The following is a 12,629-nucleotide window of genomic DNA, read 5'->3' as shown; positions in this document are numbered from 1 at the left end:
TGTAGAAGAGCGGTAGCATCTATTCATGGCACGTACGGAATCGAACACCGAACTTTCCCTGGGCGCGGTCTGCCCGGCGTTTGAACTGGAATGCGTTCTCTGCAACAAGGCGCTGGGACGCGACGATATCTACGCCGGACCGGACGATCCGTACGCTCGCAAAGGATTGCTGGTGGCGTTCATTTCCGTCCACTGCCCGTTTGTGAAGCACATGGAAGTGGCGTTCACTGCGTTGGCGAAGAAATATGCCAGGGAAATTGCCACCGTTTGCATCTGTTCCAACGACGAGATTGCCTTCCCGGACGACGGCCCCGCGGGGATGCGCGAACAGGGAAAGCGGCTGGGATGGGACAAGGGCGAAGGCTGCACCATTCCCTACCTGCACGATGATTCGCAGGAGACAGCCCGTGAGTTCCATGCAGCCTGCACGCCGGACCTGTACCTGTTCGATCAGGATCGGAAGCTGGTCTACCACGCGCAGTTTGACCGCACACGCCCCTACCGCGAGAGCGACGCAAAGGCGGGTGTGGAGCGGCACCCGGAGATTCATCAGGCTGCGCATGGAGCGGACCTGGAAGCAGCGATCAAGAACCTGATCACCGGCAATCCGCCGCTGGCACATCAGGTGCCAAGCCTGGGTTGCAACATTAAGTGGAAGTCATAACATCCCTGAGTTCGGGTGCCCCACGTCTCGCTTTTGAGACGTGGGACTCATCCGCCACATAACGCTTGGGGTGGAAGGCCCCCGCGCTTTCGTGCGGTCCAGGGCGATTCGATCTGAACAGGCCCTTCCTCGCCCGTCTGCCAATGACGGTAACTGGACCACTTCCAATCCTGAGGTTCAGCGACGAGACATCGGGCTACCGGGTTGCGGTGTAGATAATCAATCTTCTCCACCAGCTTGTTTTCATGGAAGACATTGAAGTCGTAGTAGCGGCTAAGCCAGAACGGCTTTTCCGGTCTACGCCGAACCACCGAAAGCTTCAGTGCCTGGATTGCGGTGGAAAGCTTCTTACGGTCTGTCTCGCTCACGACCATATGGATATGTTCTGGCATAACGACATACGCCTTCACGAAAAAACCATAACGAAGACGCATCCGTTCCAACGCATCTTCAAATAAGTCCCTCGCTTCTGGAGTACCAAGGTAGGGGCGACGTTGATCGCAGGAAAAGTTAACTGCATGGAGATGACCGGATTGTTGATATCGCACCAGGCCTGTTGGCATGGTGCGAATTCTACAAAGAAACCCCACGTCTCAAAAGCGAGACGTGGGGCACCCCTTCCTTTTTCGAATGGAAGCGAGATTTACGGATTGCTCGGCGTCTGCGGCGTTCCGGCCGACGGAACCAGTGGAGCAAGCAGGAATTGCTTGCCGATCACCGTACCGTTGCCCAGCACGCGGTTGTAGCCCTTAGACGTGGTGGAATACAGGCCGTTGAAGCCGGGGATGCCCTGGCGATAAACCTTTGCCAGGCCAAGGTTCTGTAGTGCGGACAACGCATAGATGTAGTAGTTCTCATTGCCAATGCGTCGACCGAAGCGCTGCACTGCAAGTGCCGTGAGCCCGGCGAAATCCGGCGCAGAGGCACTGGTTCCAATCACGGCATAGTTATAGCCGCCAATGGTGACAATGTCTGAACTGTCGTCCGCGTTGCAGGTGATGGATCCCGCCGGGCAACCGCCCATGTGCAGCGACACATCCGGCACCGTGCGGAATTTTGCATTGCCGGTATTCACAAGTGCCTGGTAGAGCGGCTTGCGGAAGTAAACACTGTCGCCACCACCGGAACCCCAGTACTGACCGGTGGACGACGTGCCGTAGAAGATATCGCCTTCCAGCGGGTCTGCGTAAGCCTGTTCGCGGACGTAGATAGAGCTCAGGTCTGTGGATGAAGTCAGTGTGGTCACCAGATTGGTTCCGCCCACGCCCACCACATGCGGGCTGGATGCAGGAAAGCTAACCGCCGCAATGGCAGGTCCGCAGTCCGGGCCGTAGTCAAAGCAGGCTGGCGGAAATGCCGTCAACGCGCCGGCATCGCCAGAACTGGCAATGAAGGTGATGCCCTGCGCGGTTCCCTGCGCGATCAGGTCATCCTCTTCCTTCAGTAGGTAACTGAAGTCCGTGCCGTCGTTGTATTCCGGCTTATAGAAAACCTCCGGCGAGCCAAAGGACATGCTCACCACATCGGCCTTGTTGTCGTTCACAATCTGCGACAGGCCCGCCATGATGCTGTCGTCGGACAGATCCGGCATGTTGTAAAGAATCAGCTTCGCCTGCGGTGCCATACCGCCGGACTGCTGCAGGTCAAGATGTGTTTCCGTGGAAGTGCTGGGGTCGTAAGGCGCGCCACCATTGATCTGCACCGTGGAGATCTTCGGCGTGGCCAGCTTCTCATGCGTGAAGTAGGCATCGATGTCGGTCGGGTTGTAGTCGCCGGTCATCAGGATGCCAATGGTGACTCCCTTGCCGGTGTATGCCGTATACGACGGCCAGCCGTATGCCTGCTTCAGGTCTGTGAACCAGTAAGGCCCGGCCGTGCTGTAGCGGTTCTGCGGGCTGGCTGCGGGTGCGGTGTGGACAAACGAACGCGCGCGCACAAAACCGGAGAGCCCGGTGACGATGGCCCCCGTCTGCGACAACGCTCCGGTAAGCGCGGGCGCCTGTTGCGCCATCACCGTTTTCCTGCCGTTGCGGAACGTTCCATCGTGGAGCGTGGTCCGCAACGCCGCTTCTACCGCAGACGCGGTGCCGCTGCAATGCAGCCGCTGCGGACCGGCAATGGTCACGTCAATTCCCTGCGCCGCCAGTTGGGCCAGAACCGTCTGCAGCAGCGACGTCGATGGCATGTATTTCGTCTTGAACTGGTCCGGCGTAAGCCATTTCTGATAGCGAGAGGACGTGGAATCATGCAGCGCTGCGATGTCGGCATCCAGCGCGTCGCGGTTCTGCAATGGCAGATAGATATTGAAGCCCACCTGCTCAGAAGAAGGCGCGCGGCCTTTGTCCACGGCCTTTTCCGCAGCAAAGGCGCTGGTGACGGTGAGTGCGATGGAAGCAGCGGCGAGGTATCGGCGAGTCTTGATAGCGTTCACGTACGGTTCCTCCGGGAGATGACACAAGAAAAGCGGTACGCAGTATGAGCACTCCTCTGCTCCGTGATGCGCACCGTAGATATGGGTGCCTGCGAGCGTCGCATGTGGTCCATTGCGGCGCAATGCACAAGAGACCTAAGCCCCATGCTGCAAGAAAAAAGGCGCAGCCTTTCAGCTGCGCCTCTTCGTTCTATAGAACAGTGATTAGCTCTTCAGCTTCATGGCATCGGCGTCCCAGTGAACAACGGCGCCCTTCTCCATGCTGAGCAGGCTGAGCAAAGCCGCACCTGCCGCCCGATAGCCGAAGACCGCATTTTCCGTGGGCTGCTGGCGAGTGCGCATGCAGCCAAAGAAGGTGCGGAAGTGGTCGGCGGTATCGTCGTAGCCGGAGGGAGCCATGTAACGCTCCACGCCCGTGGCAATCAGCGCAGCGCGAGCCGCGGCGTCTTCCGCGTGCTTCTGCGCATAGTCGGCCTTCAGGCGAGCCTGCATTTCGTTGGTGAACGAGCCGATGCTCATGCCGGGGCCCTTTTCGCGCGGCACCTTGTTGACGATGACGCCGCGGCTGGTGATCTCCATGCTGCCTTCCGTGCCGACGAAGGTGAAACCTTCGCTCTCTTCGCCACCATCGACGAAGTTCACGCGCAGTTCCAGGTTCCAGTCACCGTAGTCATACAGGCCCAGCAGGACATCGGGAACATCACGTCCGTCCTTCCAGTAACGCAGGCCGCCGGTGGCATAGGCGCGCGAGGGGCCGTTGGTGCCGGTGATGAAGTGCGTTCCGCTGAACAGGTGGACGAATAGATCGCCTGCCACGCCGGTGCCGTAATCCTTGTACTTGCGCCACTGGAAGAAGCGTTCCGGGTCCCATGCGTGCTTCGGAGCGGAGCCCTGGAAGCGCGGCCAGTCGCAGGTCTGCTCATTGGCATCAAGCGGCACGGTGTACTCCCATGCGCCCTGCGCAGAGTTGCGGTCCCAGTGACCCTGTACCAGGTTCAGCTTGCCGATGGCGCCGGCGGCCAGCAGCTCCTTCGCCTTGATGTAGATCATGGACGAGACACGCTGCGATCCGATCTGGATGACGCGGTTGTACTTCTTCGCCGCATCAATCATCAGCGGGCCATCCGCATATTCGTGGATCATGGGCTTTTCGCAGTAGACGTCCTTGCCCGCAGCCATCGCATCGATGGCAACCTTACGGTGCCAGTGGTCCGGCGTGCCGATGATGACGGCGTCTATGTCGCTGCGCTTCAGGATTTCGTTGTAATCCCTGGTCGTCTGCAGGTCATTGCCCCACAGCTCCTTGGCGTGGGCCAGGCGGCCATCGTAGCAATCGGCCACGGCCAGCAGTTTGACGTTGGGCAGGGTCAGCGCGGATTTGGTAATGGACTGACCGCGTCCGCCTGCACCGATCAGGGCGACGTGGATCTGGTCGTTCGGCCCCAGGCGGCGTTCCTGGGCAAAGGTCCTTAACAGGGGAATCTGTGTTCCCGCAGCGGCAAGGCCGGCGTTCCGTAGAAATGAACGGCGATTCAGTGACATGCTTTGTTTTCCTCCAGCAGCACCCGTCATCGTAAGCGATGCGCCTGTCATCTGCCCAACCGGGGCCATGAAAATGCTGCGCTGACAGGTGAAATCCACTACAGTATGGGGTACGTTTCCTCTTTACTCCAAAACTTACCCGAAGGACCGCGCATGAAGTTTCCTGTATGTTCTGTGATTGCCGCTGTTGCCGTTTTTGGCCTTGGCATGACCGCCCCCGCCCAGCAGATGTCTCTTGCTCTGGATGGGCAGGAGGCTTCCATTACTGTTCCGAAGCCCGCGGTTTCCATGGACCTGGCAGCCATCGATAAGACGGCCGATCCCTGCACTGACTTTTACGCCTACGCCTGCGGCAACTGGCGCAAGGACCACCCCATTCCCGCAGACAAGGTGCGCTACGGCCGCTTTGACGAACTGCAGGAGCACAACGTCTACACCGTCTATGCGCTGCTGAAAGATGCTGCCGCGACTCCGAAGACGCCGCTGCAGGCCAAGTATGGCAACTTCTTCGCAGCGTGCATGAATGACGATCTGGCAGAGAAGCTGGGCGCAAAGCCGATTCAGCCCATCCTGGCGAAGATTGACGGCTGGAATGACAAGAAGCAGTTGGCAAAGCTGGTGGGCACGCTGGAAGACACCTACGGCACCGCCTTGTTCTTCGGCTTTGGTTCGCAGCAGGATCAGAAGGACAGCAGCAAACAGATTCCCGGACTGGGACAGGGCGGAACGTCGCTGCCGGACCGTGACTACTATCTGCAGGATGACGAGCGCATGGTCACGCTGCGCAAGCAATATGTTGAGCACGTAACGAAGATGTTCGTGCTGGCAGGCGACACGCCGGAAAAAGCTGCGGCAGAGGCACAAGCCGTGCTGCGCATTGAAACAGCGCTGGCACAGGCACAGACACCGCGCGTGGAGATGCGCGATCCGGCCAAGCGCTATCATCCACAGCCGCTGACCGAGTTGCAGAGCTACACATCGGAGTTCCAGTGGAGCGATTACTTCACCGCCATCAAAACGCCGGTGACAAACCTGAATGTGAGTTCGCCGGACTTCTTTAAAGGTCTGAGCGCACAGATTGCATCAGCCAGCACGGACGACCTGAAGAGCTACATGCGCTGGCATGTGATCCACAGCAACGCGGGCGCGCTGAGCAAGGCGTTTGACCAGGAGAACTTCCGTTTCTTCGCACAGTCGCTGCAAGGGCAAAAGGAACAGGCGCCGCGCTGGAAGCGTTGCACGCAGCAGACCGACGGCGCACTGGGTGAAGCCGTGGGCCAGGACTGGGTGGCGAAGTACTTCACGCCGGAAGCCAAGGCCAACATGCAGGAGCTGGTCCACCAGCTTGAAGCCGCGCTGGGAGAGGACATCAAGAACCTGGACTGGATGAGCGCCACCACCAAGGTAGAAGCACTGAAGAAACTGAATACCTTCCGCGACAAGATTGGCTATCCCGAAATCTGGCGCGACTACAGCAAGCTGGAAGTGAAGCGCGATGACCGCGTGGGTAACCTGAATCGCGTGTCCATCTTTGAAGATCGCCGTGACCTGAACAAGATCGGCAAGCCCGTGAATGAGAAGGAATGGGGCATGACGCCGCCCACGGTGAACGCCTATTACAACCCCGCACAGAACGACATCAACTTCCCTGCCGGCATTCTGCAGCCGCCGTTCTATGACTTCAAGATTGATCCGGCGGTGAACTACGGCGCCATCGGCGTGGTGATTGGCCACGAGATGACCCACGGCTTCGACGATCAGGGCAGCAAGTTCGATCCGCAGGGCAACGTGCGCTCGTGGTGGACAGAGGCCGATAAGGCCGAGTTCGACAAGCGCACCCAGTGCGAAGTGGACCAATACGGATCGTTCGAGCCGGTTCCGGGCACCAAGCTGAACGGCAAGCTGACGCTGGGCGAAAACACTGCGGACAACGGCGGCTTGCAGGTGGCGTACATGGCCATGCAGAAGGAACTGAATAAACTGGGACCGGATGCACGCAAACCCATTGACGGTTACACGCCGGAGCAGCGCTTCTACCTGGGCTATGCGCAGGTGTGGTGCGAAAACACCCGCGACGAGGCCGCTCGTGTGCGTGCCAAGACCGATCCCCACTCGCCCGGACGCTTCCGCACCAACGGTGGCGTACAGAACCAGGCCAACTTTGCGAAGGCATTCTCCTGCAAACAGGGGCAGCCGATGTATCCAACCAATGCCTGCCGGGTCTGGTAATCCAGCACCCTCCACACAACCCGAGGGCGCGGCTGACGTCAGTTGCGTCCTCTTTAATCTGAGGAAAACATTTCCCTTTCACGGCCTGGACAAGGGCTAACCTTTGCCGTAAATCGCCGTCTACTCGGCACAGCAATAAGAAGCGGTAAAGGTTCTGGTAGCAGCGGTGGCGGAAATCCCCCGCGGCGCATACAATCAACAGAGCATTTTCACTTCCCAGGCGAAGGTGTGTCTTGCCGGCGGCATGTGTCCGGGGCCGTCCATGGGAATCGAAGGAAACACATGAAGTTGAGTGGAATCGGCCGGAAGCTTCTGGCCTGTGCGGCAACAGTAGGTCTCTCCCTGGGAATTACCTCGTGCGGCAGCTATACAGTTGGCTACCTGTGGGTCATGGAAGGCCAGACAAGCAGCAATAGCGCCGCGGGCACCATTACCGGCTACAAGATTGACAACTACTCCGGCAACTTGACGGAGATGGTCCATTCGCCCTTCCCGGCAGGCGGCAGCAATCCGGTCATGGGCGTGGTGAAGCCGGGGGGACGCTACCTGTATGTGCTGAACCAGAACGACCCGAACAACTCCGTTTCGGAGTTCAGTGTCGGCGGCGACGGTGTTCTGACCTTCCAGCAGGCGTTTGCCAGCCAGGGCGGAACCCCCATCTGGATGGATATGAGCACGGGCGGCGACTATCTCTATGTTCTGGATCAGGTGTCGCTGGACAGTAAGACCACCTGCGCCTCTGCCACCGGCATGTTGACGGCACCCTGCGGCGCCATCACGGTCTTTGCGATTGACCCCGACACCGGTCGTCTGTCGCTGGTGCAGAACCAGTCCGTGAAGAACAACGGCACGTACCTGACCTACACCTCCACCGGCCCGGCGCCGACCCGCATCAAGACCACGTCATCCGCCTCGGTAATCGTCGTGAACGGCGACCAGACGGTGACCTCGCTCGCGGTGGGCACTGGCGGCCAGTTGACGGTGAATGCGAACTCCACGCAGGTCATCGACCAGACGCAGACCATCAATATCACCTCCATCACCCTTGGCGGCAGCTACCTGTACCTGACGGACGGCGCAAACAACCGTATCCTGCAGTACACGGTTTCCAGCGCGGGCGTGCTTCAGCCAGTAACCGGCGGCACGGTGAGCAACTTTGTCAGCGGCGCGACCCCGGTCTGGACCATGACGGATTCCGCCAACAAGTGGCTGTATGTTCTGAACCAGAACAATACCTCCACCTCCACATCCAAGAGCTCCATCGGCGCGTACCAGATTCTGAGCACCGGCCAGTTGCAGCAGCAGGGTGGCCAGCTGAATCCGTACTCCGTGGGCTCCGGTCCGGTCTGCATGGTGGAAGACCCCTCCAAGCAGTGGGTGTATACCTCCAACCAGGATGGAACGGTGACGGGTTATCACGTCGATCACAATCAGGGCACACTGCAGGTTCTGCAGCATGGCTCCACCTTCCAGGCAACGGGACGTCCGGCGTGCCTGGTCGTCAGCGGCATCACGAGCTAGCTCGGGTATATGCGGGACGGTCGCAAGGCCGTCCCGCAACCGGCAACACGATTTGAGGAAATGCAACGCATGAAGTTCAACCAGATCAGCCGTTTCGGCGCCGCATCCGCTCTCTCGCTGGCAGCCTGCCTCGGCCTTACCGCCTGCTCGCGCGACTACACGGTCGGCTTTCTCTATGTGACCTCGTCCAAAGCCAGCACGACAGCTAACCAGAACGGCGTGCTGAATGAGTTCGGCATCGACTACCAGACCGGATCGCTGATCCGCCTGGCATCGTCAGGCCAGGACACCGGCGGCCGCAACCCTGTGGCGCTGGCCATCACTTCCAACCAGAAGACCGTGTTCGTGGTGAACAAGGACGATAGCAATATCGTCAACTTTGCCATTGGCACAGACGGTAAGCTGTACGCGCAGAAGACGGTCACCGTGTCGGGTTCATTCCCCACGGCGCTGGCCATCTCCGGCGACAGCAAGTACCTGTACGTGACCTTTACCTATCAGCCGGGTTACACCACGGCGAACCCCGGCCCTGGCGGCGTGGAAGTCTTCCCGCTCTCCACGGATAGCAGCACCGGAACCGTTTCGCTGGGGACACCGCTCTCCAACGGCGGCCTGAACTACTTCCCTGTCGGCTTCAATCCGGCTGGCATCGCCGTTACGAGCAACGTGAATAACAACACGCCAAGCTCAATCAACGGCACCGACTGCACGGATACCACCTGCTCGTCGTATGCCTACGTTATCGACCAGGACGGCAACACGACCAACAACCTGCTGGCATTCCGCCGTACGCTCAGCACGGGTGTCATCACTGCCATCGGCCAGACAACGATCGCTCCTGGGACGGGTACCTCCACCGGTTATAACTCCGGCGTTCTGGCATCCGCCATCGCAGCCGTTCCGCTTGGCAACCGCCTGTACATCACGGACAAGAGCGCAAACCAGATCATCGGTTACACGATCCCGTCCTCCGGTATCCCGCAGGCAATTCTTACCGGCCCGTTCGCGACGCAGTCGCAGCCAGTGGGCCTGACGATCGATCCGCGTGGTCAGTTCCTGTACACCGCGAACTACAACTCCAACACCGTGGGCGCTTACGCCATTGCAAGCAACACCGGAGCTCTGTCCTCCACCAGCACCGGCGCACAGTCCACCGGCGGCGTGGGACCGACCTGTGTGACGATTGAAAACGCGCTGGGCATCTACCTGTACACGTCGAACTTCCTGGACAACACCGTGGGCGGCCTGCAGCTGAAGCCCGCAACCGGTGAACTGGTGAAGATCCGCAATACGCCGTTCCCGGCATCGTCCGGACCGTCGTGCGCAGCGGCTGTCGCCAACGGAACGCACTCGACCCAGTTGGTCACGCAGTAATCAAACAACTCAGAACAGACGAAAGGGATGCGATAAACTCGCATCCCTTTCGCTTTTGCTACTTCATTCTCATCCCAGGGGCAGCGCCAGCAAAGCAATTCATGACGCGAATGGCTTTGCGTCCTGGTCGATCTGCGTGAGTATGCCTCCGGCACCGTCGAGGCTGGGATACCACTTGGGATCGCGGCCTTCTGGCGTCATGTCAAACATGGTCCACAGCGTGTCGGGATCGGGGGCACCGCGCGGGTCCTGTTCAGGATCGTTCATTTCCATGCTCATCTCCGGCGCCCAGAAGTGGTAGATGCGGCCATCGCGACGCGCGAAAACGTTCATGCCCGGCACGTCAGCATCTTCCGGTGAAACGTAGGTGCGGGTATAGGCTCCATCGGCATCGGAATAAAGCTTCAGGTTCTTCCAGCCGCGTTCTTTCTTCCATTCCTCAAGACGTTCAATAGGTGAGCGTGCGAAGACGGCGAGGGCGGCCTTCTGCGTGAAATTGCGGGCTGCTGCTTCCCATGAACTGAGCATGGACGTACACATGGGGCAGGGTCGTTTGCGCTGCGGGCCAAACATGTAGCTGTAGACGAGCAGCGTGTTCTTGTCGCCGAAGAGGCTGGAGAATTTCACCGGGCCATTGGGGCCAATGAGCATGTAATCCTCCGGGATTTCACCGCCCAATGGCAAAGCGCGCCGCTGTTCTGCAACGGCAGCGATGTGGCGGCGGAGTTCAATCTCTTCCGCAAGAAGTTTGTTGCGGGCTTCACGGTAGGCGGGGGATTCGTTGGGGTGGTGGGCCTTGTTCTTTGCGGCAAGTTCGGTAGCTGGAGTCAGTGGCATCGGGGTGCGTCTCCTGAATGTGGACATTGTACACATTGCCCCGCAATACTTGGCAAGTGGGGCAGAAGCGATTCACATGCTATCTGAGATCGGTCCATGTAAAGACGCAGGTTGTCATCCGAATCGTCGAAGGTTCGGATGAATGCAGGTCCTTCGACTTCGCTGCGCTTCGCTCAGGATGACAGCGACTTTGAGGAAACTCCTAGGCGGTGGTTTCTTCGGGATGATTGCGTTGCAGGAGTAGCGAAACCACAATCGTGACCGCGAGGACGGCGAAGATGACGACAAGCGATGCCAGTGGCGTGACTCCATACCAGGGGGCAATGAGCATCTTTGCTGCTGCAAAGGCGAGGACCGCCGCAAGGCCAAAATGCAGGTAGGCAAGTTTGCCCAGTGCGTGCGTGAGAACGAAGAACAGACTGCGCAGGCCCATCACCGCAAGGATGTTTGAGGTGTACGCGATGAAGGTGTGGCGTGTAATCGAAAGCACGGCAGGGATGGAGTCAAGTGCGAAGACGAAGTCCGCGAAAGCGATGCCGACGAGTGCGAGCGCCAACACCGTCGGGATGCGACGTCCGTTTTCAATCGCGGTCAAGCCATCCTGCGAGAGCGAAATGGGCTGGCGCTTCTCCAACCATTCCTGCCACTTTGGCTTCTTCGGATGTTCGTGATCTTCGGGCAACACGAGGCGCACCGCGGCGATGAGGAGAACCACCGCAAAGATGTAGGTAATCCAATCGAACTTCTCCAGCAGTTCGACACCGGCAACAATGAATCCCGCGCGCATGACGACTGCGCCAAGGATGCCCAGGAAGAGGACGCGGCGCTGTTTTTCCGGCACAATGCGGAAGCTCTTGAAGAGCAGCAGGAAGACGAAGAGGTTGTCGATGGAGAGCGACTCTTCCAGTGCATAGCCTGCAAGAAATTCCTGCCCAAGCTGCGGATGCAGGCGGAAGTAAACATACGCTCCGAAGGCCGCCGCGCCCAGTATCCACAGGGCTGTTGCCACGTAAGAACGCTTTGGTGCGCTCTCTGGCGTGGTCTTGTGCAGCAGCAGGACCTCCAGTCCCAGCAGAACCAGAAGCAAGGCGTGGAAGACGATCCAGTCGATGGGCTGGGCGTTGGGCATCGGTAGTTTGATGCTAATGCTTTTGGAGCGAGTCAGCGAATTCAGCCCACAGATTACAAAAGACTGCCCCGTTCACGATGTCACGAACGGGGCAGTCTTTTCATTGACGGAGATTACTTGCCTGCCGTCAGCTCTTTCTTCCTGGGCGCCACAAGGAAGGCTACGCCGATGCTGAGCGCGTAGAGCACCAGCATGGGTGAGGCGAAAAGCGTCATGCTCAGTGCATCCGGCAGCGGGCAGATGATGGCCGCGATGACAAAGATGATCAGGATGGCGTAGCGCGCATGGCGGATAAGGAACTTGCCATCGACAATGCCGAAGATTGCCAGGAAAAAGATGACGATGGGCAGTTCAAAGGTGATGCCCAGGCCAAAGATGATCGAGAGGAAGAAGTTGTTGTAATCCTCAAGCGTAATGATGGGATGAAAGCGATGGCCAAAGTCGCCGATGAGGATCTTCAACGCGGAAGGCAGCACCCAGTGATAGCCGAACCATGCTCCGCCAAAGAACAGCGTGACGGTAGCAGCCATGAACGGGATCACGTACTTCTTTTCGTTCTGATACATGCCCGGCGAGATGAACAGCCAGAGCTGATAGAGGATGTAAGGCGCTGCAATGATCGCTCCACCATAAAGCGAAGTCTTCAGGTACAGGTTCAGCGGATCGGTGGGATGCGTGTAATTCAGTTCGTAGTGCAGCGAATCGATGGGATGCGTAATGATGCCGAACAGCTTCTCATGGAAGATGTATGCGATGGCGAAGCAGATGAGCAGCGCAACGACGGAATGGATGAGTCGGGAACGGAGCTCGGTGAGGTGCTCCATCAGGCTCATGCCGGGGAGTTCGGCGCGGTCATGTAAGGCTTCGCGGGCTTTTTCGATCGGGTCGGACATTCCGTCTTT

The 12,629-nt window shown here is 58.9% G+C and carries 10 protein-coding genes; 4 read left to right on the top strand and 6 right to left on the bottom strand.

The window, feature by feature from the left end:
- The first annotated feature begins 25 nt into the window (after nt 1–25).
- Nucleotides 26–664, top strand: coding sequence for a redoxin family protein (locus tag AB6729_RS15765; RefSeq protein WP_371082585.1), 639 nt, complete (start codon nt 26–28; stop codon nt 662–664).
- A gap of 47 nt (nt 665–711) precedes the next feature.
- On the opposite strand, the gene AB6729_RS15760 is transcribed toward AB6729_RS15765, so the two are convergent.
- From AB6729_RS15760 to AB6729_RS15750, 3 genes are all read right to left on the bottom strand, one after another.
- Nucleotides 712–1,227 carry a transposase gene (locus tag AB6729_RS15760; protein WP_371082584.1) on the bottom strand — a complete coding sequence of 172 codons (516 nt, stop codon included), beginning with the start codon at nt 1,225–1,227 and terminating at the stop codon, nt 712–714.
- A gap of 80 nt (nt 1,228–1,307) precedes the next feature.
- A complete protein-coding gene (locus AB6729_RS15755; protein WP_371082583.1) occupies nt 1,308–3,095 on the bottom strand; it encodes a protease pro-enzyme activation domain-containing protein in 1,788 nt (595 codons plus the stop codon).
- A 204-nt stretch (nt 3,096–3,299) separates the two neighbouring features.
- The gene (locus AB6729_RS15750; protein WP_371082582.1) at nt 3,300–4,637 is read right to left on the bottom strand and encodes a Gfo/Idh/MocA family protein; all 1,338 of its coding nucleotides are present in this window, start codon (nt 4,635–4,637) and stop codon (nt 3,300–3,302) included.
- Nucleotides 4,638–4,790: 153 nt separating this feature from the next.
- On the opposite strand from AB6729_RS15750, the gene AB6729_RS15745 reads away from it, so the two are divergent.
- The 3 genes from AB6729_RS15745 (at nt 4,791) to AB6729_RS15735 (ending at nt 9,761) form a co-directional block, all read left to right on the top strand.
- A complete protein-coding gene (locus tag AB6729_RS15745; RefSeq protein WP_371082581.1) occupies nt 4,791–6,866 on the top strand; it encodes a M13 family metallopeptidase in 2,076 nt (691 codons plus the stop codon).
- A 282-nt stretch (nt 6,867–7,148) separates the two neighbouring features.
- Nucleotides 7,149–8,387, top strand: a complete 1,239-nt coding sequence (locus AB6729_RS15740) for a beta-propeller fold lactonase family protein (protein ID WP_371082580.1) — start codon at nt 7,149–7,151, stop codon at nt 8,385–8,387.
- Nucleotides 8,388–8,456: 69 nt separating this feature from the next.
- Complete coding sequence (locus AB6729_RS15735; RefSeq protein WP_371082579.1) at nt 8,457–9,761, top strand: lactonase family protein; 1,305 nt, start codon at nt 8,457–8,459, stop codon at nt 9,759–9,761.
- 99 nt (nt 9,762–9,860) lie between these two features.
- On the opposite strand, the gene AB6729_RS15730 is transcribed toward AB6729_RS15735, so the two are convergent.
- From AB6729_RS15730 to tatC, 3 genes are all read right to left on the bottom strand, one after another.
- Nucleotides 9,861–10,598 (bottom strand): DUF899 family protein, encoded by a 738-nt coding sequence (locus AB6729_RS15730; protein WP_371082578.1) that lies wholly within the window; start codon nt 10,596–10,598, stop codon nt 9,861–9,863.
- Nucleotides 10,599–10,800: 202 nt separating this feature from the next.
- A complete protein-coding gene (locus tag AB6729_RS15725) occupies nt 10,801–11,727 on the bottom strand; it encodes a TerC/Alx family metal homeostasis membrane protein (protein ID WP_371082577.1) in 927 nt (308 codons plus the stop codon).
- A 113-nt stretch (nt 11,728–11,840) separates the two neighbouring features.
- The gene (tatC, locus tag AB6729_RS15720) at nt 11,841–12,620 is read right to left on the bottom strand and encodes a twin-arginine translocase subunit TatC (protein ID WP_371082576.1); all 780 of its coding nucleotides are present in this window, start codon (nt 12,618–12,620) and stop codon (nt 11,841–11,843) included.
- Nucleotides 12,621–12,629: the final 9 nt, after the last annotated feature.

The sequence above is a fragment of the Terriglobus sp. RCC_193 genome (assembly GCF_041355105.1).
Lineage (GTDB): Bacteria > Acidobacteriota > Terriglobia > Terriglobales > Acidobacteriaceae > Terriglobus.
This window is presented reverse-complemented; position numbering and strand designations above follow the sequence as displayed.

Excerpts from the sequence above, each read along its gene's own strand:
- AB6729_RS15725 (WP_371082577.1), bottom strand. The coding sequence starts at position 11,727 with ATGCCCAACGCCCAGCCCATCGACTGGATCGTCTTCCACGCCTTGCTT.
- AB6729_RS15740 (WP_371082580.1), top strand. The coding sequence starts at position 7,149 with ATGAAGTTGAGTGGAATCGGCCGGAAGCTTCTGGCCTGTGCGGCAACA.
- tatC (WP_371082576.1), bottom strand. The coding sequence starts at position 12,620 with ATGTCCGACCCGATCGAAAAAGCCCGCGAAGCCTTACATGACCGCGCC.
- AB6729_RS15760 (WP_371082584.1), bottom strand. The coding sequence starts at position 1,227 with ATGCCAACAGGCCTGGTGCGATATCAACAATCCGGTCATCTCCATGCA.
- AB6729_RS15765 (WP_371082585.1), top strand. The coding sequence starts at position 26 with ATGGCACGTACGGAATCGAACACCGAACTTTCCCTGGGCGCGGTCTGC.
- AB6729_RS15730 (WP_371082578.1), bottom strand. The coding sequence starts at position 10,598 with ATGCCACTGACTCCAGCTACCGAACTTGCCGCAAAGAACAAGGCCCAC.
- AB6729_RS15750 (WP_371082582.1), bottom strand. The coding sequence starts at position 4,637 with ATGTCACTGAATCGCCGTTCATTTCTACGGAACGCCGGCCTTGCCGCT.
- AB6729_RS15745 (WP_371082581.1), top strand. The coding sequence starts at position 4,791 with ATGAAGTTTCCTGTATGTTCTGTGATTGCCGCTGTTGCCGTTTTTGGC.
- AB6729_RS15735 (WP_371082579.1), top strand. The coding sequence starts at position 8,457 with ATGAAGTTCAACCAGATCAGCCGTTTCGGCGCCGCATCCGCTCTCTCG.